Source organism: Streptomyces sp. NBC_00075, assembly GCF_045041225.1.
GTDB classification, from domain to species: Bacteria; Actinomycetota; Actinomycetes; order Streptomycetales; family Streptomycetaceae; genus Streptomyces; species Streptomyces adonidis.
Genome location: NZ_CP108243.1, coordinates 9,736,159 through 9,760,016 on the forward strand (window position 1 = coordinate 9,736,159; position 23,858 = coordinate 9,760,016).

At 71.5% G+C, this 23,858-nt stretch carries 6 protein-coding genes; all 6 read left to right on the forward strand.

Going from position 1 to position 23,858, the window contains the following annotated elements; translation table 11 throughout:
- Positions 1 to 11,004, forward strand: coding sequence for a type I polyketide synthase (locus OG787_RS42695; protein WP_405538902.1), 11,004 nt, complete (start codon positions 1 to 3; stop codon positions 11,002 to 11,004).
- A gap of 41 nt (positions 11,005 to 11,045) precedes the next feature.
- Entirely contained in the window at positions 11,046 to 20,090 is a 9,045-nt protein-coding gene (locus tag OG787_RS42700) for an amino acid adenylation domain-containing protein (RefSeq protein WP_405538903.1), read from the forward strand.
- A 2-nt stretch (positions 20,091 to 20,092) separates the two neighbouring features.
- Complete coding sequence (gene ccrA, locus OG787_RS42705; protein WP_369033845.1) at positions 20,093 to 21,436, forward strand: crotonyl-CoA carboxylase/reductase; 1,344 nt, start codon at positions 20,093 to 20,095, stop codon at positions 21,434 to 21,436.
- Positions 21,437 to 21,439: 3 nt separating this feature from the next.
- Positions 21,440 to 22,438 carry a 3-oxoacyl-ACP synthase III family protein gene (locus OG787_RS42710; protein WP_369033846.1) on the forward strand — a complete coding sequence of 333 codons (999 nt, stop codon included), beginning with the start codon at positions 21,440 to 21,442 and terminating at the stop codon, positions 22,436 to 22,438.
- Positions 22,435 to 23,340, forward strand: coding sequence for a 3-hydroxybutyryl-CoA dehydrogenase (locus OG787_RS42715; protein WP_369033847.1), 906 nt, complete (start codon positions 22,435 to 22,437; stop codon positions 23,338 to 23,340). Before OG787_RS42710 ends, OG787_RS42715 begins: the two co-directional genes overlap by 4 nt.
- 222 nt (positions 23,341 to 23,562) lie before the next feature.
- Positions 23,563 to 23,853, forward strand: coding sequence for an FAD-dependent oxidoreductase (locus OG787_RS42720; protein WP_369033848.1), 291 nt, complete (start codon positions 23,563 to 23,565; stop codon positions 23,851 to 23,853).
- Positions 23,854 to 23,858 lie beyond the last annotated feature (5 nt).

The following is a 23,858-nucleotide window of genomic DNA, read 5'->3' on the forward strand; positions in this document are numbered from 1 at the left end:
ATGACGACGACCGACCCCACCAGCGAGGACCTCGTCCGCGCACTGCGCGCCTCCCTCAAGGAGACCGAACGCCTGCGCGGGCGGAACCGGGAACTCACCGATACCGCCACGGAACCGATCGCCATCGTCGGAATGGGGTGCCGCCTGCCCGGCGGAGTGACCTCCCCCGAGGACCTGTGGGCCCTGCTCACCGCCGGGCGCGACGCCATCGGCGAGTTCCCCCGCGACCGCGGCTGGGACCTCGACGGACGGCACGATCCCCACGCCGACGACGACGGGACGACCTACAGCCGACAGGGCGGATTCCTCGAAGGCGCCGCCGACTTCGACGCCGAGTTCTTCGGGATCTCGCCCCGCGAGGCGCTGGCCATGGACCCCCAGCAGCGGGTGCTCCTGGAGACAGCCTGGGAGGCACTCGAACGGGCGGCCATCGGCCCCCACTCGCTGAAGGGCAGCGACACCGGCGTCTTCGTCGGCGGATTCCACCAGCCGTACGGTCCCGCCCTGCACGAGTCACCCCTGGGCATCGTGGGACACCGGGTGACAGGCGGCTCCGCCAGTGTCATGTCCGGACGGCTCGCCTACACCCTGGGCCTGGAGGGGCCCACCCTCACCGTCGACACCGCCTGCTCGTCGTCGCTGGTCGCCCTCCACCTGGCGGTGCGGTCACTGCGGCAGGAGGAGTGCTCACTGGCACTGGTCGGCGGGGTCTGCGTCATGCCCACGCCCTGGTTGTTCATGGAGTTCAGCAAACAGCGCGGAATGTCCCAGGACGGCCGCTGCCGGGCGTTCTCCGCCGAGGCGGACGGCGCGGGCTGGTCCGAGGGCGTGGGCATGCTCGTGGTGGAGCGACTGTCCGCCGCCCGCACGGCGGGGCACCGCGTACTCGCCGTGATCCGCGGCAGCGCGGTGAACCAGGACGGGGCCAGCAACGGCTTGACCGCCCCGAGCGGCCCGGCCCAGCAGCGCGTCATCCGGGCGGCCCTGGACAACGCCGGGCTCACCGCCGCCGACGTGGACGTCGTCGAGGCGCACGGCACCGGAACCCGGCTCGGCGACCCGATCGAGGCCCAGGCCCTGCTGGCGACGTACGGGCGGGAGCACACACCGAACGACCCACTGCGCCTCGGATCGGTGAAGTCCAACCTCGGTCACACGCAGGCGGCCTCCGGCATCACCGGCGTGATCAAGATGGTGCTGGCGCTGCGCCACGGCGTTCTGCCGAAGACTCTGCACGCCGACACGCCCTCGCCACTCGTCGACTGGAGCGCGGGCACGGTGTCCCTGCTCACGGACCCGGTGCCGTGGCACGAGCGGGACCGGCCGCGCCGGGCGGGCGTCTCCTCCTTCGGCATCAGCGGCACGAACGCCCACGTCATCGTCGAGGAAGCGCCCGAACCGCCTGCCGCGCCGCCCCCCGAACCGGTTCACCCCGACACCGTCCCGGTCGTGCTCTCGGCACGGACCGCGTCCGCGCTGGGCGAGCAGGCGACACGGCTTCGGGAGCGGCTGGAGGCCGACGCAGGGCTCGGTCCGTGCGAAGTCGGACACACGCTGGCCGTCGGCAGGTCGGCGCTGGAGCACAGGGCCGTGCTGTTCCCCGGCGACAGGGACGGCCTCGTCAAGGACCTCGAACACCTCAGCGCGCGCAGGCCCGCGCGACGGCTGGCGCGAGGCAGCGCGGACGGCGGCGCGCTCGCCTTCGTCTTCGCCGGGCAGGGCAGCCAGCGGGCCGGGATGGGAAGCGACCTGTACGCGCGATTCCCCGTCTACCGGGCGACCTTCGACGAGACGGCACAGCACTTCGATCCGGCGCTGGGGCGGTCGCTGCGTGAGGTGGTCCTCGACGCCGGATCGCGAGTGCTGGACCGCACGGAGTTCACCCAGCCCGCCCTGTTCGCGACCGAGGTGTCGCTCTACCGCCTCCTGGAATCGTTCGGTCTGCGCCCCGACCTGGTCGCCGGGCACTCCATCGGCGAGATCGCCGCCGCGCACGTGGCCGGCGTGTTCTCGCTCCAGGACGCGTGCACCCTGGTCGCGGCGCGTGGCCGGCTGATGCAGGGGCTGGTGACAGCCGGAGCGATGGTCTCCGTACGCGCCTCGGAGAGCGAAGTGCTGCAAGCCCTCCGGAGTGTGGGGGACAAGGCCGCCGTCGCCGCCGTCAACGGGCCCCGGTCGGTGGTGGTCTCCGGCGCGGAGGGCGCCGTGGGCGAGGTGACCGACAGGCTGGAGGCGAGGGGCCTCAGGACGAAGCGGCTGCGGGTGAGTCACGCCTTCCACTCGCCGTTGATGGATCCCATGCTGGCGGACTTCCGGCGGGTGGCACAGAGCCTCTCGTACGCGGCCCCGGTGATCCCGCTGGTGTCGACCCTGACGGGCGACCTCGCCGGCCCCGGTGAACTCCGCACAGCCGACTACTGGGTTCGGCATGTGCGGGAACCGGTCCGGTTCCTCGACGGGGTGCGCCGGTTGTGGGCGGAGGGCGCGACGACGTTCGTCGACATCGGCCCCGACGGAGCCCTGTCCGAAATGGTGCGCGACTGCCTCGCCGCCCGCGACGGGTCGGCACCGGACGACGGGCGGGGCGCAGAGGACCGTGCGGAGGACAGCGAGGAGCGTGCGGCCCGCCGCCGTGAGCCGGTCGTGGTACCGACGCTGCGCCGCCGACGCGACGAGGTCCGTGCGGTCACCGACGCTCTGGCGTCCGCGTTCGTGAGCGGCGCCGACGTCGACTGGTCCGCGGCGTTCGCGGCGTCGACGGCGCCCGGCGTCGAGTTGCCGACCTATCCCTTCCAGCACCGGAGGTACTGGCTTCCCGCGTCCGGCCCCCGGAACGACGGCGTCACCGCAACGGGCCATGCCGCGTCCGGGCACCCGCTGCTGGGTGCCGTCCTCTCCGTCGCCGGCGACGGAAGCACCCTGTTCACCGCACGGATCGGGCTCGACACCCACCCGTGGCTCGCCGACCACGTCGTCCTCGGCAGCGTCCTGTTCCCGGGAGCCGCGCAGGTGGAACTCGCCGTCCGGGCAGCGGAACTGGCGGGCGGGGACGGACTGGAGGAGCTGACACTGGAGGCACCGATGGTGCTTCCCCGCAGCGGTGCCCTCCAGGTGCAGGTCGCCGTCGGCCCCGCCACCGAGGAGGGGCACCGCACCGTCACCGTCCATTCGATGCCCGAGCACGCACCGGCCGAGCGCGGGTGGACGCGTCACGCGGTGGGTACGCTCGCCCGCCCCGGGGCCATGCCCTCGTGGCAGCCGGCGTCCCCGGAACAGTCACAGCCGGCTCGCACACCCTGGGCCGGCGCGTGGCCGCCGCCGGGAGCGAAGCCCGTCGACCTGGCCGACACCTACCGGACGCTGGCTGAGCGGGGCCTGGACCACGGTCCCTCCTTCCAGGGGCTGCGAGCCGCCTGGAAGCTGGACGGGGAGGTCTTCGCCGAGGTGGCGCTGGCGGAGGAACTCCGCGAGGACGCCGCCCTGTTCGGACTTCATCCCGTACTGCTCGACTCCGCGCTGCACGCCATGGACCCGGGGGGATCCGACGGCCCGCTCAGGCTGCCCTTCGCCTGGTCGGACCTTCGGCTGCACGCGACAGGCGCGAGCGCGCTGCGGGTCAGGCTCCGCACGAACGCGCCGGACCGCGTGTCGGTCACGCTCTTCGACGAGACGGGCCTTCTCGTGGCCGAGATCGGCTCGCTGGTGTTGCGGCCGGTCACCGCCGATCAGTTGCGGCAGGACACCGAGCCGGACGCGCTCTACGGGGTGGACTGGGTGCCCGTCCCGGCGGGCGACGGGACGGACGACGAACCTGCCGTGTGCACCGTGCTGGGAGACGCCCCCGACGGGCTGCGGGATGCCCCGGTCCACCCGGATCTCGCCGCGCTGGGGGCGGCCGCCGCCGTACCGTCGAACGTCGTGGTCGCCCTCGCACCCGAACCGGGCGACGCCCCGGCCGTGCGCGCCGAGGCGCTGACCGGCCGTGTCCTGCGGCTGCTCCAGGAGTGGCTGGCCGACGCGCGGTTCACCGGATCCCGGCTGAACGTGGTGACCACGAGGGCCGTCGCGACGAACGACGACGACCACGTCCTCGCGCTCGCCCAGTCCCCGCTGTGGGGTCTGCTGCGCACGGCCCAGACCGAGCACCCGGGCCGGTTCCGAGTCATCGACGTGGACGACAGCGCGGAGAGCGCCCGCGCCCTTCGGGACGCCCTGCGCACCGCCGAGCCCCAACTGGCGCTGCGCGCAGGGAAGTTGCTGGCACCTCGCCTGGCGCCGCTCCCCGCCGAGGCTGCGCCGGAGCACAGGACCGGTCCCCAGCCTGCCTCCGGGCTCCAGGACCAGGAACCGGACGCCGGCGTGGTCCCCGTCCCGCCCCGCCCGGTGTCGTGGGATCCGGAGGGCACCGTCCTCGTCACCGGGGCTACGGGCGCCCTGGGCGGCGCGGTCGCCCGGCATCTGGTCTCCGTGCACGGGGTACGGCACCTGCTCCTGACCTCGCGACGCGGTCCCGGTGCCGAGAGCGCCGCAGGCCTGGTCGCCGACCTCCGCGAGTACGGCGCCGTGGCGCGGGTCGCCGCGTGCGACGTCGCCGACCGGGCGGCGCTCGGCGCACTGCTCGCCGAGGTCCCCGAGGACCATCCGCTCACCGCTGTCGTGCATACCGCAGGCGTCCTCGACGACGGCGTGCTCGGCGCACAGACCGAGGACCGCCTCGCCGAAGTGTTCGCCCCGAAGGTGACGGGCGCCTGGAATCTGCACGAGCTGACACGCGATCTGAGCCTTTCCGCCTTCGTGCTCTTCTCCTCCGCCGCCGGTGTCCTGGGCACCGCGGGCCAGGCGGGCTACGCGGCGGCCAACACCTTCCTCGACGCGCTGGCCCACCGACGCCGGCAGGAAGGGTTTACGGCCTCCGCGCTGGCCTGGGGCCCCTGGGAGGGGAACGGCATGCTCGCCGGCCTGGACCCCGCCGGCCTGTCCCGGCTGGAGCGCTCCGGTGCGAGGGCGTTCGCGGCGCAGGACGCGCTGCGTCTGTTCGACACGGCGCTCGTCCTCGGCCGTCCGGTGACGGTTCCGCTCCGGCTCGCCCCCGGCGCGGGCGGCGGAAGCACGCCCGGGGCGGACGACGGGCCCGGGCCCCTGCTCCGGGGCCTCCTGCCCGCACCCGGGCGACGCGCCCCCGGGACTTCCGGCTCGGGCGGATCGGTACACGGCACGGCCCGCGCCCGGCTGGACGGTCTCAGAGGAGAGGAGCGCGAGGAGGCCGTGCTCGACCTGGTGCGTACGACGGCGGCCGAGATCCTCGACTACGGGAGCGGCGACGAGGTCGGGGCCGGCCGCAGCTTCAAGGACCTCGGCGTGGACTCGCTGACGGCTCTTGAACTGCGCAACGGCCTCAACACCGCGACCGGCCTGCGGCTGTCCCCGACCCTCGTCTTCGACCACCCCACTCCGTCGGACGTCGCGGCTCACGTCCTGGACCAACTCGCCGGAGACGAGCCGCGGGTCCCGGGCGGCGACCGGGATGCCAGGACTCTCGCAGGCAGCGGTGCCACCGGCGCCCCGGACCTGTCCACCGACGACGATCCTGTCGTGATCGTGGGCATGGCCTGCCGCTTCCCGGGCGGTGTCGCGACCCCTGACGACCTCTGGACGCTGGTGACCTCGGGCTCGGACGCCGTCGGCGCGTTCCCTGCCGACCGCGGCTGGGACCTGGAGCGGCTCTACGACCCGGACCCCGACGCGCCGGGGACCTCGTACACGCGGCACGGCGGCTTCATCGACGGTGCCGCCGACTTCGACGCCGACTTCTTCGGGATATCCCCCAAGGAGGCTCTGGCCATGGACCCCCAACAGCGGCTCCTCCTGGAAACCTCGTGGGAGGCCGTCGAACGTGCGGGGATCGATCCGGCAACCCTCAAGGGCAGCCGCACCGCGGTCTTCGCGGGGGTGATGTACCACGAGTACGCGCAGCGGCTGCCCGAGATGCCGGGCGCGCTCGAAGGCCATCTCGCCATCGGCAACAGCGGCGGTGTCGATTCGGGCAGGGTCGCGCACTACTTGGGTATCGAGGGCCCCGCGGTGACCCTCGACACGGCCTGCTCGTCGTCCCTGGTCGCCCTGCACCTGGCCTGCCAGTCGCTGAGACTCGGCGAGAGCAGCATGGCCCTGGCCGGTGGCGTGACCGTGCTGTCGACCCCTTTCTGCTTCACCGAGTTCAGCCGCCAGCGCGGTCTGGCGCCGGACGGCCGGATCAAGTCCTTCGGTGCCGGTGCCGACGGCACGGGCTGGGCGGAGGGCGCGGGGATGCTGCTCCTGGAGCGGCTCTCCGACGCCCGTCGCCAAGGGCACCCCGTCCTCGCGGTGATCCGGGGTTCCGCCGTCAACCAGGACGGGGCGAGCAACGGCCTGACCGCACCGAACGGGCCCGCCCAACGCCGTGTCATCGAGGCCGCGCTGTCCCAGGCCGGCCTCACCGCCGCCGATGTCGACGCGGTGGAGGCACACGGAACCGGGACCGTGCTGGGCGACCCCATCGAGGCCCGGGCCCTCCAAGAGGCGTACGGGCACTCCCACCTGGGGGACCATCCGCTGTGGCTGGGCTCGGTCAAGTCGAACATCGGTCACACGCAGGCCGCCGCCGGAGCGGCCGGAGTGATCAAGATGGTGCAGGCCATGCGCCACGCCGTTCTGCCGAAGACCCTCCACGCGCAGGAACCGTCCCCGAAGGTCGACTGGGCGGACGGTGGCGTCGAGTTGCTGTCCGAGGCCCGGCCCTGGCCGGACAGCGGCCGCCCGCGTCGAGCCGGTGTGTCCTCCTTCGGCATCGGCGGCACGAACGCCCACGTGATCCTCGAACAGCCGCAGGCGCTCGAAACGACAGACCCGGACCATGCGGACCCGACGGGCCCGGTGCCCCTGCTCCTCAGCGCCAGAAGCGAAACCGCCCTCCCCGGCCAGGCCGCACGCCTGCTGGACCATCTTCAGGCCCGTCCCGAGGCCCGCCTCGCCGATGTCGCCCTGTCACTGGCGACCACGCGCTCGTCGCTGGACCACAAGGCGGTACTGGTGGGCGCGGGGCGCGCGGACATCCTGCGCGGGCTGGAGGAGTTGGCCGAGGGCGGCTCTCCGGCGAACGCCGTCCGGGGGCGGGCGACGCGACGCGGCAAGCTCGCCTTCCTCTTCTCGGGACAGGGTTTCCAGCGGGTCGGTATGGGCCGGGAACTGGCCGCCTCGTACGTGACGTTCCGCGAGAGTCTGGACGAGGTGTGCGGGATGCTGGACAGCCACCTCGACAAGCCCTTGCAGACGGTGCTCTTCGCGGCGGCCGGCAGTGACCGGGCGGCGCTGCTGGACCGGACGGACTACACCCAGCCGGCGGTGTTCGCGCTGGAGGTCGCCGCCTTCCGGCTGCTGGAGAGCTGGGGGCTGCGGCCCGATCTCGTCGCGGGACACTCCGTGGGAGAGCTGGCGGCGGCGCATGTCAGTGGCGTGCTGTCGCTCCCCGACGCGGCACGGCTCGTGGCCGCGCGCGGCCGCCTGATGGCCGACCTGCCCACAGGCGGGGCGATGGTCGCGGTCCAGGCCGCCGAGCCGCCGATGAGGCAATGGCTGGACGCCAACGAGCCGGCCGTGAGCATCGCCGCGGTGAACTCGCCGGACTCGCTGGTCCTCTCGGGCGACGAGGACGCGGTGCTCAGGGCCGAGGCCGCGTGGCGCTCGCGCGGGGCACGCACCAAGCGACTGCGGGTCTCGCACGCCTTCCACTCGGCACGTATGGATCCCATGCTGGCCCCGTTCACGGATCTCACCGAATCCGTCTTGTCCCAAGATCCGCGCGACCCGCATGAGCCCCACGAGCCCCACGAGCCCCACGAGAGGAGCGAGAGCGGCCGCCCGCCGATCGGCTGGGTCTCCACGGTGACTGGCGAGAGGATCGACCGCTCACAGGTGGACCACCACTACTGGTCCAGGCAGGTGCGCGCGACCGTACGGTTCGACGACGCCCTCACGACCCTTCGGGCAGCCGGTGCGACCCGGTTCCTGGAGGTGGGTTCCGATCAGCTCGTCGGCACCGCCGGCGGCCACGGCGACGGACAGCTGTTCGTGCCGCTGCTGCGATCGGGACGGGAGGAACCCCGGTCCGCGCTGACCGCCCTGGCCCAGCTGCACGTGGACGGAGCGGAGGTGAAGTGGGCGTCCGTGCTTGAGGGCGACCGCGTCGAACTGCCGACGTACGCCTTCCAGCGACAGCGTTACTGGATCGACGCCCGCCCGGGCCGGCACCGGCCCGCCCTGCTGGGACTGGACGCCTCCGAGCACCCCCTGCTCGGTGCGACGACCGAACTGCCCGGATCGGGCGGGCTGGTGATGAGCGGGGTCCTCACCCGCGAGGGTCACCCGTGGCTGGCCGACCACGCCATCGGTGAGGTGGCGCTGCTTCCGGGGGCGGCCTTCGCCGAACTCGCCTGCTCGGCGGGGAGCGCCGTGGGCCGTCCGCTCGTACGGGAACTCACCCTGCACGCACCCCTGCCGGTCCCCGACGGCGAAGGGACACGGCTGCGGCTGGTCGTCGAGGGCGACGGAACCGTGGGCATCCACGCCCAGGCCGCACCGGAGGAACCATGGACACTCCACGCGTCGGGCCTGCTCGGCGAGGGACATCCCGAGGACGCCGCCACCGGGTTCGACTTCGCCGCCGAGGCATGGCCGCCGGATGCCGCAGCCGTGGACATCTCCTCGCTCTACGAGGACCTGGCGGAGCGGGGCTACGTGTACGGGCCCGCCTTCACGGGCGTACGGGCCGTATGGCGCCGCGGCGACGAGGTGTTCGCCGAGGTCGAGCTGGGCGCCGACGAGCCGGTCGACGGCTTCGGCCTCCACCCGGCTCTCTGGGACAGCGCACTGCACGCCCTGTTCCTCACGGAAGCGGCCGGACAGCCTGGTGAACCCCGGGTGCCCCACGAGTGGAGAGGCGTCACGGTGCACTCCACGGGCGCTCGCGAACTCCGTGTCCGGCTGCGGGTGTCCGACAAGGACACCCTGTCGCTGCACGCCGTCGACCCCGGCGGCCGCGCGGTGCTCTCCGCGGACGCATTGAGCCTCCGAGCGATGTCTCCGGAACTCCTGCCCCGCGCTGGGCAGTTCCTCTACCGGGTGGCCTGGTCGGATCTGCCCGACGAGACACGGGCCGCCCGGCCGGACTCCGACTCCAGGGATGTCGTGACCACATGCCCCGAGGGGGACATCGAAGAGGTCACGCGGTGGGCACTGTCCGAGGTCCAGAAGTGGCTGGCGGACGAAGGAACGGATCAGGACGAACGAACGGATCAGGACGGGCGGCCGGACGCGGGGAACGGTCCGCGGCCCGCGGGCGCACGGCTGGTGATCGTCACCCACCGGGCCGTCGCCGCCCGGCCCGGCGAGGACGTCGACCCGGCGGGTGCGGCCGTGTGGGGGCTGGTGCGCTCCGCCCAGGCGGAACACCCCGGCACGTTCGTACTGCTGGACGGCGAGGGCCCGCGGTCCGCGGCGCGGCCCCTCCCGGCGGACCTGCTCGACACCGACGAGCCGCAGCTGGCGCTGCGCGACGGACGGCTGCTGGCACCCCGCCTGGTACCAGCCGCCCGGCAGGGGACCGCCGTACGGCCCAGGCCGACCCTGTCACCGCACAGCACGGTCCTCATCACCGGCGGCACAGGGACGCTGGGCGCGGCCTTCGCCCGGCACCTCGTGGCTCACTACGGTGCCCGGCACCTCCTGCTGGTGAACCGTCGCGGCCCCGACCGCCCCGGAGTGCCCGAGCTGATCGCAGAGTTGGCCGAACTGGGCGCCCGGACCACGGTGGTCGGCTGTGACATCGCCGACCGGGACGCGCTGCGGCGCCTGCTCGCCGGGATCCCGGCGGAGCATCCGTTGGGCGCGGTGATCCACGGGGCGGGGACCGTCGACGACGGCGTCGTCACACGGCTCACCCCGGAGCGTTTCCCCGGGGTCCTCGGGCCCAAGGCGCTGGCCGCCCGGCATCTGCACGAGTTGACCCGCGACATGGATCTGACGATGTTCGCGATGTTCTCGTCGGCGGCCGCGACCCTCGGAAGCCCGGGGCAGGCGAACTATTCGGCGGCGAACGCCGTCCTCGACGCCCTGGCCCAGCACCGCACGGCCGGCGGTCTGCCGGCGCTGTCGCTCGCCTGGGGCCTCTGGGAGCCCGCCGACGGCATCACCGGCAAACTCACCGGCACCGACCTGGAACGCATCAACAGGTCCGGAGTCGGCGAGCTGTCGACGCGGGAGGGCCTGGCGCTGTTCGACCTCGCGGTCGTCGGCGACGATGCCGTGGCCGTACCCGTCAAGCTGAACGTCGCCGTCCTGCGCCGGAGTCCCCGTGACCGCGGCTCCCTGTCACCGCTCCTGCGGTCCCGGACACCGGCCCGCCCCAATGGCACCGCCGCCCCGGCCGCCGGGCGCGCCGGCCCGCTGCTCGGCGAACGGCTGGCCGCCGTACCACCCGCAGATCGCCTCGCGGTGGCGGCCGATGCCGTACAGGGACATGTGGCGACCGTCCTCGGGCACACCACGCCGGCGTCTCTCGACACCGAACGCGGCTTCCTCGACCTGGGCGTGGACTCCCTCGCGGCCGTCGAACTCCGCAACCGGCTCCACGCGGAGACGGGCCTGGCCCTGCCCGCGACGCTGGTCTTCGACCACCCGAACGTCACCGACCTGGCGAGCTACCTGCTGGACCGGCTCGCCGATCAGCACACCCCGGACTCCGAGGCACGTGTGCGCGCCGCGCTCACCGCGATCCCGGTGGCACGGCTGCGGGAGGCCGGCCTGCTGGAAGCCCTGCTGCGGCTGGCCGGCCAGCCGCACACTCCGGCACCACCCGGCACCGAACTCCTCGGCGCCCAGGGCGCGGCACCGGAGCCGGACGACGGGGGAATCGGGGCGATGAATGACGAACAGCTCATCCAATTGGCGCTCAGCGCCGACCCGCAGTGAAGCCGACCCGCAGTGAAGCGGCACCGCTTGGAGGTTTTCCGATGACCCCGACCACCCCTGGCGCCGACGAGGGCGCCACCGAGACCAGGCCCGACGCGGGCACCACCGCCTCCTCGCTCTCGGCCAACAAACGTGCCATCGCGGCGCTGCGCACCTCCCTCCTGGAAAGTGAGCGTCTGCGCCGCGAGAACGAGCGCCTGAAGGCGGCGGCCGACGAACCCCTGGCGATCGTCGGAATGGCCTGCCGGTACCCCGGGGGCATCACCGGCCCCGAGGAACTCTGGCGGCTCGTCGCCGACGCCGGTGACGCGATCACGCCGTTCCCCGACGACCGCGGTTGGGACGTCGGCGACCGCTCCATGACGACAGAAGGCGGATTCCTCCACGACTGCGCCGACTTCGACGCCCCCTTCTTCGGGATCTCTCCGCGCGAGGCGCTGGCGATGGACCCCCAGCAGCGCCTGCTGCTGGAGTGCTCCTGGGAGGCGGTGGAACGCGCCGGCATCGACCCGCTCTCCCTGCGGGGCAGCCAGACCGGAGTGTTCGTCGGACTGATGTACGGCGACTACGGTTCGCGGTGGCCCACCGGGCCGGCGGAACTGTCCGGTTTCCTCGGCAACGGCAGTGCGGGCAGCGTGGCTTCGGGCCGCATCTCCTACACCCTCGGCCTCGAAGGCCCGGCGGTGACCGTGGACACGGCGTGTTCCTCCTCGCTGGTGGCCGTGCACCTGGCGGGCCAGGCGCTGCGCCAAGGGGACTGCTCGCTGGCGCTGGTGGGCGGCGCGACCGTGCTGGCGAGGCCCGAGGTCTTCGTCGAACTCACCCAGCAGGGCGCGCTCGCCCCGGACGGCCGCTGCAAGTCCTTCGCCGCCGCCGCCGACGGGGTCGCCTGGGCGGAGGGTGTCGGCATGCTGCTCGTGGAGCGGCTGTCGGACGCCAGGAGTGCGGGCCATCCGGTGCTGGCCGTGATCCGCGGCACCGCTGTCAACCAGGACGGGGCCAGCAGCGGGCTCACAGCGCCGAACGGGCCCTCGCAGCAGCGCGTGATCCGAACGGCCCTCCGCAACGCCGGTCTCGCTCCCGAGGACATCGACGTCATCGAGGCCCACGGCACGGGCACGGTGCTCGGTGACCCCATCGAGGCACAGGCCGTCCTGGCCGTCTACGGGCAGGGGCGAACGTCCGAACGGGCCGTGCTGCTCGGCTCGGTGAAGTCGAACATCGGACACACCCAGGCCGCTGCCGGAGTGGCCGGAGTGATCAAGATGGTGGAGGCGATGCGGCACGGCATCGCCCCGAAGACACTGCACGTGGACGCACCTTCCCCGAAGGTGGACTGGACCGCGGGAGACGTCGAACTGCTGACCGAGCACAGGCCCTGGCCGGTGACAGGGCACCCATTCAGGTCGGCGGTGTCGTCGTTCGGCGTCAGCGGGACCAACGCGCACGTGATCCTGGAACAGGCGCCGGAGGAGACCGGCGAGGGACGGAGCGGTCCGGAGCCCGCCGAGCCCGGTGCCGCGGCCGAGCCGTCCGCCACCGGCTCCGGGACCGCCTCCGTCGTCCCGTGGGTCCTGTCGGGCCGTTCCGAGGAAGCGCTGCGTGCCCAGGCCCGCAGCCTGCTGTCGTTCGTCGAGGACAGGCCCCGAGCGGCGCCCGGCGACGTGGCCCACTCACTGCTGACGTCGCGCAGCACCTTCCCGCATCGCGCGGTGGTGCTGGGACAGAGCCATGCGGAGTTCCTGCCGAGACTGGCGGCTCTGGCGAAGGGGGAGCCGGCCTCGGGCGTGGTGTCGGCACTGGCCACGGGCCGGCCCAGGACAGTGTTCGTGTTTCCCGGCCAGGGCTCCCAATGGGCGGGCATGGCCAAGGAGTTGCTGGAGTCGTCGGAGGTGTTCGCCACCTCCATGCGGCGCTGCGCCGAGGCACTGGCGCCCCACGTGGACTGGTCCGTGCTGGACGACGACCTCGACCTCGACCGGAGCGACGTCGTCCAGCCGGTGCTGTTCGCGGTGATGGTGTCGCTGGCGGAGCTGTGGCGTTCACTGGGCGTCGAGCCGGCGGCGGTGGTGGGGCACTCGCAGGGCGAGATCGCCGCCGCGTACGTCGCCGGCGCGCTGACCCTTGAGGACGCCGCACGCGTCGTCGCGGTACGCAGCCGCATCATGGCGCGGGAACTCGGCGGAAAGGGCGGCCTGGCCGTCGTCGAGCACGACGGACTGATCGGTGCGGACGTCGCGTTGGCGGCGGTGAACGGCCCGTCCTCCTTCGTGGTGTCCGCGGACAACGAGGCGCTGGACGCGCTGGTGAAGCGGTACGAGGCGGCGGGAGCACGAGTGCGCCGTCTGTCGGCGAGCTACGCCTCGCACTCGGCGCACGTCGAACCGGTTCGCGCACCACTCGTCGAAGCCCTCGCCGGCATTTCCCCCAGCTCCTCGCGGATCCCGTTCTTCTCCACCGTCACCGGCGACTGGCTGGACACGTCCGCACTCGACGCCGAGTACTGGTACAGCAACGCACGCGAAACCGTGAAGTTCGGCCCCGCGATCGAAAGCCTCAGGGAACAGGGCCACACCCTCTTCATCGAGTCGAGCCCGCACCCCGTGCTCCTCCCCGCCATACCCGACGAGGTTCGCACGGTCGGCACACTGCGCCGGGACGAGGGAGGCCTGGCCCGGATGCTGACGTCCGCGGCCGAGGCGTACGCGCAGGGCGTGCCGGTGGACTGGCAACTGGCCGGAGGGCGACTGGTCGACCTGCCGACCTACGCCTTCCAACGCCGACGGTACTGGCTGGACGGGCCCGACCAGGGGCAGTCGCCGGACAGCGGGTCGTCGGCGAGTCTCACCCGTACCCTGGCCGTCCTGGGAACGCCGCAGGCGAAGGCGGAACCACAACCGGGCGACCCGCTCAAGGACGCGGACCCGCTCGATGTCGCACGTGCCGCCGCCGCGGCCGTCCTCGGGTACGACAGGGCCCTGGACGTCGCCCCGGACGACAACCTGGTCCAGCTCGGCATCAGCTCCATGAGCGCGCTCGAACTCCGTAACCACCTCACGAAGGCGACCGGGCTGAGCCTGCCCACCACCATCGTCTTCGATCACCCCACACCCGCCTCGATCGCGGCCGTGCTCCGCGAACTGTCCCGGTCCGACGACGCCCTCGAACTGGAACTGCTGCCACGGTCCGACGAAGGCCGCGTCCCACTCTCCTTCCAGCAGCAACGCCTCTGGTCCCTGGACCAGATGGTGCCCGGCAGCCCTGCCTACAACGCGACCTTCGAGTTCACCCTCGAAGGAGAACTGGACCCGCGCGCCCTGACGCAGGCCCTGGAGATGATCGTCCAGCGGCATGAGGTGTTGCGCACCAACTTCCCCAGCGTCGGGGGCGAACCCTGGCAGCAGGTGCACGACCGACTGCCGGTGGAGCTGCCCTTGACGGACCTGGGCGACCTGCCCGAGGACGAACTGCCGGAGGAGTACGCCCGGCTCGCACACAGCCAGGCCCGGCACCTGTTCGACCTCGCGGACGGGCCGCTGTTCACCGCCCGCCTCGTCCGGTTCGCCCCCCGCACCCACCGGTTCCTGTTCACCCTGCACCACATCGTCACCGACGGACATTCGGGCTACCTCCTCCTCAAGGAGTTGCAGACCGCGTACGAGGCGATCACCCACGACGAGCCGGTACGCCTGCCGGAACTGCCCGTGCAGTACCGCGACTTCACCCAGTGGGAACGGGAACGGCTCAGCGGCCCCGTCCTGGAGCGGAAACTCTCCTTCTGGCGTGAGCAACTCGGAACGGGCAACTCCGGGCTCGAACTCCCCATGGACCGGCCACGGCCGGCCGTCCAGTCCTTCGAGGGCGGCAGCCTGAGTTTCCGGGTGGACCAGGACCAGGTCGACTCGCTGGAGGCGATCGCCCGGGAGAACGGCGTCACCCTGTTCATGACGGTGGTGTCCGCTCTCAACGTCCTCCTGCACCGCTTCAGCGGTTCCGACGACATCGTCATCGGCACACCGGTCGCCAGCCGGCACCACTCGGACATCGAGAATCTCCTCGGGTTCTTCGCCAACACGGTGGTGCTCCGGACGGACATGGCAGGCGACCCGACCTTCCCCGAAGTCCTCTCCCGGGTGAGCGACGTGGCGAAGAGCGCCTACGCCCACCAGGACGTCCCCTTCGAACTGCTGGTCTCCGAGCTGCTCCCCGAGCGGGGCATGAGCATGAACCCGCTCTTCCAGGTCTGCTTCGTACTCCAGCCCCGCCTTCCGGACGACTTCAGGCGGGACACGGTCTTCACCGGCGGGCGCGAACTCCGCAACGACACCAGCAAGTTCGACCTGTGGATCTCACTGGCGGAGGAGGAGAACGGCCTGCGTGGCGAAGTCGAGTACAACTCCGACATCTTCGACCACGCCACGATCGAACGGATCGTCGCCGCCTACCGGCTGCTGCTCGACGCCGTCGTCGACAGCCCGGGGGACCGCGTCTCCGAACTGCCCGTCCTCTCCCTTGAGGAACGCGCTGAACAACTGGAGTGGAACCGCACCGAACGGGACTACTCCGACCGGCCGGGCGAAACCCTGCACCACCTCTTCGAGGAGATGGCGGACCGGTTCCCCGAGGCGACCGCCCTCTGGAGCGAGGACACCACCGGCCCCGGGGAGACGGCGGCCGACGGCGACGCCGAGCCCGGCCCGGAACAGGGCCACACCCTCACCTACGCCGAACTCGACAGCCGGGCCAACCAGTTGGCCCACCGGCTGGTGCGGATGGGGGTGCGCCGGGACGAACCCGTCGCGATCTCCGTCGAGCGGTCGCCCGAGCTGGTGATCGGGCTCCTCGGCATCCTCAAGGCCGGTGGCGCCTACCTCCCCGTCGACCCCGACTACCCGGCCGGCAGGCGGGCGTTCATGCTCGACGACGCGGCGCCGCGGATCCTGCTCACCCAGCGGGCGCTCCTGGACTCCCTGCCGCCGCACGAGGCCGACGTACTGTGCCTCGACGCCCCCGACAGCGGACTGGAGAAGGAACCCACCTCCCGCCCCGACCTGCCGACAGGCCCCGACGACCTGGCGTACCTCATCTACACCTCCGGCTCCACGGGGCAGCCGAAGGCCGCGATGATCAGCCATCGGGCCGTTCGCAACCGGATCCTGTGGATGCAGGAGAAATACGGTCTGACCCCGGAAGACCGCGTACTGCAGAAGACACCCTTCAGCTTCGACGTGTCCGTCTGGGAGTTCTTCTGGCCGCTCCTGACCGGGGCCCGACTGCTGCTGGCCCGCCCCGGGGGACACCGGGACGCCCGGTACCTGGCCGAGCTGATCAGCCGCCAGCACGTCAGCGTCCTCCACTTCGTCCCCTCCATGCTCCAGGTCTTCCTGGAGGAACCCGGCGTGACGGGCTGCGAGTCCGTGCGGCGCGTGTTCACCAGCGGCGAGGCACTGTCCTACTCGCTGACACGGCGGTTCTTCGACCGGCTGCCCGACAGCCACCTGCACAACCTGTACGGGCCCACCGAAGCGGCGATCGACGTCACCCACTGGACGGTGCCCCGCGAACCGTCGTCCACCACGGTTCCCATCGGCAGGCCCGTCGCCAACACCGCCGTCCACATCCTCGACCCGGCCATGAACCCGGTCCCGATCGGGGTCACCGGCGAGCTGTTCATCGGCGGCGTCCAGGTCGCCCGCGGTTACCTCAACCGGCCCGCACTCACCGAGGAGCGGTTCGTGCCCGACCCGTTCTCGGCCGGCGGCAGGCTCTACCGGACGGGAGACCTCGCCTGCTACCAGCCGGACGGAAACATCGTCTACCTGGGGCGCACCGACTTCCAGGTCAAGATACGCGGGCTCCGCATCGAGCCCGGCGAGATCGAGCGCGCCCTCGAAGAGCACCCCGCGGTCCGCGAAGCCGTGGTGGTCCCGCGCCGGCTTCACGGCGAGGACAGTCACGAGCAGCTCGTGGGATACGTCGTACCCCACACGGACGACACCTGGGGCCGGGAACCCGAGCTGGTCACGGCCCAGGTCGACGAATGGAGCCAGGTCTTCGACCGCACGTACGGCACCGACGAGGAGGGGACGAGCGACGCCGACTTCAACATCGTCGGCTGGAACAGCAGTTACACGGGCGAACCGCTGCCCGCCGAGGAAATGCGGCTGTGGGTCGACAGCACGGTGGAGCGTGTACTGGAGTGCACCCCGGAAAGGGTGCTGGAGATCGGCTGCGGTACGGGCCTGCTCCTCTCCCGGATCGCCCCGCACACCAAGCTCTACTGGGGCACCGACGTGTCGCCGACGGCCGTCGACTACATCGGGACGCACCTGCTCCCCACCCTGCCGTCCCAGTCGCGGGTACGGCTGTTCCCGGCCGCCGCCCACGACATCGGCGCCCTGGAGGAGCAGGAGTTCGACCTCGTCCTGCTCAACTCCGTCGTGCAGTACTTCCCCGACCCGTCCTACCTGCGCGGCGTACTCACCGCCGCGGCCGCCCGACTGCGCCCCGGCGGCGCGATCTATCTGGGCGACCTGCGCAGTCTGAGCCTGCTGGAGGCCTTTCACACCGAGGTGGAACTGGCCCGGGCGGAACCGGGGCTCTCGGTGGAACGGCTGCGGGCCCGGGCGGAGCAGCGCGTCGCGCAGGAACAGGAACTCGCTCTCGACCCCGAGTTCTTCCTGGCGATCTCCCGCGAGATTCCGGGCATCTCACGCGTGGACGTCCTGCTCAAGCGAGGAGACTTCCACAATGAGCTGACCCGGTACCGCTACGACGTCGTCCTGCGCGTGGGCGAGGCCCCGGCGCCGGAGACAGGCCCGGCCACCGCGGACGACGCCCGCGTCGAGCCGCGGCGGCTGTCCGGTGCCACCTCTCCCGCCGACACGGCCGAGGTTCTTCGCACCGAGCGCCCCGACGTGCTGATCGTCGACGACGTGCCCAACGCCCGCGTCGCCTCGATCAACGCCTTCCGGGCGGCCGCCGACGCCGCCGACGGCACGACCCCCGTCGACGCCCTGTCACCGGAGCCCGAGCACGACGCCACGGAGCCCGAGGAATGGTGGCGGCTCGCCGACGCCCACGGCTACCACGCCACCATCGGCTGGCGCCCGGGCACGACGACCGGCCGCTATCGCGTCGTGCTGCACCGTCCCGGAGCCGCCCCGGCCGAAGGCTGGGCGGATCCGGACGCGTCCCTGCGCTCGCCATGGCAGTACATCAGCAACCCGTTGCTCAACGAGATCAGCCGTCGGCTGACCGAGGAGGCCGACGGCTTCCTGCGGGACCGGCTCCCGGAGTTCATGATCCCGTCAGCGATCGTGGCGCTCCCGGACCTGCCGACGGATGCCAACGGCAAGCTGGACCGGCGCGCCCTGCCCCTGCCCCGGCGCACGGCCCTGCCCGCGGACGGGCTCACCGCACCTCGTACGCCCGAAGAGGCGATACTCACCGAGATCTGGGCGGACGTGCTCGGCACGAACGAGGTCGGCACGACCAGCAGCTTCTTCGCCATGGGCGGCGACTCCCTGCTCGCCATCCGCGTCGTGAGCAGGGCCGCGGCCCGCGGCCTCTCGCTCACCCCGCAGGACGTCTTCCGAAGCAAGACCATCGGGGCCCTGGCGGAACTCGCCGCCTCCCGGGAGAGCACCCTCGGCGACGCCGCGGACCCAACCCGGTCGTACGAACGGACCGAGCCGGACCTGGTACGGCGCGTACGGGAACGGTTCCCGGACGCCTCGGACGTCTACCCGGCGACGGGCACCCAGGCACACATCCACCGCCGCATCCGCGAGACCCGGGAGTCCGGCGGCAACGTCATCCACCACCGCTTCCGCGTCACCGGCGAGCACTTCAGCCCCGAAACGCTGCGGCGGAGCTGGCAGCACACCGTCGACCGGTTCCCCGCGCTGCGGACCAGCCATGTGACCGTGGACGGCCATCCGCTCCAGGCGGTACGCCCGGGCGTAACGGTGAGCGTCGACGAGCACGACTGGCGCGCGGTTCAGCCCGTCGAGCAGGAGAGGCGCGTACAGGCATACATCGCCGACCGGCGTCGCCGCGGGTTCGACCCCGAGGCCCCGCTCCAGATGAGCCTGGCACTCTTCCGACTGAGCGAGCACGTCTACGAGTACGTGTACCTGTTCAGCCTCGCCGAGCACGACGGCTGGAGCTACATGGTCGTGATGAAGGAACAGCTCGACGCGTACGAGGCGATCGCGGCCGGCGACACCCCCAAGGCCGGCACACCCGACACCGGGTTCGGCGCGTTCTGCGTGGCGCAGCGGCAACGGGACACCACGGAGGCCGAGGAGTTCTGGCGCTCGCAGCTCACCGGCGGCGACATGTCCTCGTGGCGGATCGCGCTGCCCGCGTCCGAGCGGCGGCCCGACCCCGGATGCCCCTACCTCCAGGAGAGCATCCCGCTGTCCGTCGCGCAGACGGCCGCTCTGACCGGGCTCGCCCGCCGCTTCGACCTCACGGTGCAGACCGTGGTGCAGGGCTGCTGGGCACTGCTGCTCGGCGCCGTCACCGGTGCACCGGAAGTCGTCTTCGGCGCCGTGTTCTCGGGCCGGGGCACCGCCCAGGTCGACGTCGAACGCTCGGTCGGACAGTTCTTCAACATCCTTCCGGTACGCGTCCCGATCGACCCCGCGATGCCCGTCTCCGGCTGGCTGGAGCTGCTCCAGCGAAAGATCCAGACGATCAGCCAGTACGAGTACCTGCCCCCGCAACGCCTGTACGAACTGGCCGGGCAGACACCGTCCTCCGACCTCTTCGACAGCTATGTGGTCCAGGAGAACTTCCCTGAGTTCGAGGAGAACTTCGAGCGATTCCAGCGGGTGCTCGGTGCGGAGCCGGTGGAATTCCTCAACCAGACAGAACACCCGCTACGGGTCGAGGTGGCCTTTTGGCGGGGGTCCCTGCTGGTCAACCTCAACCACTACGCGGGGTACTTCCGGGACGGCACCGTCCAACACCTCAGGGAGACGCTCGAAACCCTGCTGACCGCTGTCGCCACAGGCGAGGACCGGTCCGTCGGGGCGCTGCTCGAACAGCTTCCGCCCACCCCCCTGAAGGAGACATAGGAATGGACGCGTTGGCCGAGGTTCTGCTGGGCGGAGCCGATCGGGAGACGATAGAGGCAACGCCACTGCCCGAGAGTTATCCGGCGGCGTACATCCGGGTGGAGGACTCCGGAATGTTCGCAGGCGTCAAGGACAAGGATGTACGGAAATCGCTACACGTCGGTCGGGTCCCGATGCCGCAACTCGCGCCCGACGAAGTGGTGGTGGCCGTGATGGCCAGTTCCATCAACTACAACACGGTGTGGTCGGCGACCTTCGAACCCCTGCCGACCTTCGACTTCCTGAAACGACTGGGCAGGGAAGGCGGCTGGGCGTCCCGGCACGATCTGCCGTACCACGTGGTGGGCTCGGACGCCGCCGGAGTCATAGTCAGGGTCGGTTCCGCCGTGCGTCGCTGGCAGCCCGGCGACCACGTGGTCGTGACCTGCATCCAGGTGGACGACCAGGAACCGGCGACGCACGCCGACGGGATGATGGGGGCCGGCCAGCGCGCATGGGGCTACGAGACGAACTTCGGGGGCCTGGCCCACTACGCCGTCGTCCGAGCCAGTCAGCTGCTCTCCAAGCCGGCCCATCTGACCTGGGAGGAAGCCGCCGGCGTGATGCTGTGCGCGGCCACTTCCTACCGGATGCTGGTGAGCGACAAGGGTGCCCGGATCAAGCAGGGCGACATCGTGCTGATCTGGGGAGCCACCGGTGGACTGGGTTCGTTCGCCGTACAGATGGTGAAGAACGCGGGCGGCATCCCGGTCGGGGTCGTCGGCTCGGAGCGCAAGGCGCGGCTGCTGCGCTCCCTCGGCTGCGATGTGGTGATCAACCGCGAGGAGATCGGTCTCGACAGTGACGAGCCGCCGAGTCCCGAGCGCACGACGGAACTCGGCAAACGGCTCGGCCGTGCCATTCGGTCCGCGCTCGGCGAAGACCCCCATGTGGTCTTCGACTTCGTGGGCAGGGCGACGTTCGGCATCTCCGTCTTCGTGGTGCGACGCGGCGGCGTGGTCGTCACCTGCGGTTCCAGTACGGGATATCAGCACGAGTTCGACAACCGCTATCTGTGGATGAACCTCAAGCGCATTGTCGGAAGTCACGCGGCGAATCTCCAGGAACAGTGGGAATGCAACCGCCTGGTCCGGCTCGGCCACATCTCCCCGGTGCTCTCCGCGCTGTATCCGCTGACCGAGGTCGGTGAGGCCGCTCGGCTCGTCCAACGGAACGGCCATGTCGGAAAGGTCGGGGTGCTGTGCCTGGCACCCGACGAAGGACTCGGTGTCACCGACCCGGAGAAGCGTGCCGCCATCGGCGCCGAGCGGCTCAACCCGCTGCGGTCCGGGGAAAGGGCTGTGTGAGACATGGCGGCGAACCGCATCGGAATACTCTCGACCGGGTCCTACCTGCCGAAGGAGGAGGTAGGTAACGAAGAGGTGGCGCGGAGGGTCGGTGTCACCGCGGAATGGATCGAGCGCAAGACACAGATCGTGTCGCGCCGTTACGCGTCCCCCGACGAAGCGACCTCCGACCTGGCCGCACACGCCGCGAACGAGGCGCTGCACCAGGCGGGTCTGACCGCGGACCGGATCGACTACCTGATCGTGTCGACGTCCACCGGCGACTTCCCGCAGCCGCCCACCTCGTACCTGGTGCAGGACATGGTCGGCGCCTTCAATGCCGCCTGCTTCGACATAAACGTGGTGTGCAGCGGCTTCGTCTACGCCCTGGAAGTGGCCCGCGGTCTGACGGAACGGCGCCCCGGCAGCCTGGCACTCGTCATCGGCGCGGATCTCTACTCGCGCATCCTCGACTTCGACGACCGTAGTACGGCCGTTCTGCTCGGCGACGGCGCCGGAGCCGTGGTCGTCGGCCGGGTCCCAGACCCGTACGGGATCACCGAGACCGACCTCGCCAGCCGTGGCGACGCCCATGAGCTGATCAGGGTGGAGGCGGGCGGCAGCAGGAACCCGGCCTCGGACCGCACCGTCGCCGAGGGCGGCCACTTCTTCCGGATGGACGGCCGCGGCGTACGCGACTTCGTCAACGAGTTCGTGCCGCCCGCCCTGACGGCGCTGGCGGAACGCGCCGGTGTCACCCTCGACCAGGTCGACCACTTCATACCGCACCAGGCCAACGGCGTGATGCTCGACGAGGTGGTCCAACGGGCGGGGCTCACCCGGGCCACCATCCATCGCACCCTGCGCAAGTACGGCAACGTGGGCAGCGCGTCGGTGCCTGTCGCCCTCGACGACGCGAACAGGTCGGGGGCGCTCGGGAAGGGCGATCTCGTCCTGCTCTGCGGGTTCGGCGGCGGCATGTCCATGGGTACGTCGCTGCTGCGCTGGTGGGTGACGGCATGACGGAGGAGATCACCCGGATCGGTGTGGTCGGCAGCGGCATCATGGGCGCCGGTGTCGCCGAGGTCTGCGGGAAGGCCGGCCGGGACGTGATCGTGGCCGTCTCCTCGGAAGCCTCGCTGGAGACGGGCCCCCGCAGGCTGGAGCGCTCCCTGGGCCGCGCGGTCGACAAGGGAAGGATCAGCAGGGAGCAGGGCGAGGAAGCGCTACGGCGGGTGTCCTTCACCACCGACAGGGGAGCGCTGTACGACCGTCAGCTGGTCATCGAGGCCGTGTCGGAGGACGAGCCGCTCAAGCTCCAGATCTTCGCGGAACTCGACAAGATCGTCGACGACCCGGAGACGATCCTCGCCTCCATCACCTCCTCCATCCCGATCGTCAGGCTCGCCCGGGCCACCACCCGGCCGGACCGGGTCGTCGGCGTCCACTTCTTCAATCCGGTGCCCGTGCTGCCGCTCGTCGAGATCGTCGACTCGGTGCTGACGGATTCCGCGGTCAGCGCCCGCGCCGAGTCCTTCGTGTCGGGGACCCTCGGCAAGACGGTGATCAAGGCGCCCGACCGGGCGGGTTTCGTCGTGAACGCCGTCCTCTTCCCGTATCTGCTCTCCGCGATCCGGATGGTCGACTCCGGGTTCGCCACCGCCGAGACGATCGACAAGGGCATGACGCTCGGCTGTTCGCATCCGATGGGGCCGCTCCGGCTCGCCGACCTGATCGGGCTCGACACCGTCCTCGCGGCCGCCCAGGCCATGTACGAGGAATCGAAGGAGCCCCACTACGCGCCGCCCACGCTGCTGCTGAGGCTGGTCGAAGGGGGCCTGCTCGGCAGGAAGTCCGGCCGCGGTTTCTACCCCTACGACGCGCCGCGGCAGCAGCAGTCGACATCGCACACGCCCGGCAGCTGACGCCTCCCCGGCCCGCTGCACGGAAGCCGTCGACCAGCCGATGGCGCCGGGCCGACCCACCGGCCGCCACCCGGTGATTCGGCCTCAACGGGGGACAAGGCGGAGGATCCCCGGTTCTGCCGACCGGGAATCCTCCGCCGCCATGAGCGGGGCTGCCGCCGGCACCGACGCTGCGCCGCCCGCCCGCCCCACCTCGAACCTCCGCACAGAAGGGAGCGCACCGTGGCACACACCGTCGTCATCGGAGCCGGACCCGTCGGGCTCGTCACCGCCATGCTGCTCGCCGCCGACGGACACCAGGTCACCGTGCTCGACCGGGACTCCATGGATCCGCGGGACCGTAAACGGCCGGGCGTACGGCAGTTCGCCCAGCCGCACGGCCTGCTGCCCGGGGGACTGCGGCTGCTGGAGCGTGAACTGCCCACCGGCGTGGCGGAGTTGGTCGCGGTCGGCGGCCGGCCGTACGACATCGTCGGCGGCGCCTGGGGCGTCGACGGGGTGGGTCCCCGGTAGCCGGG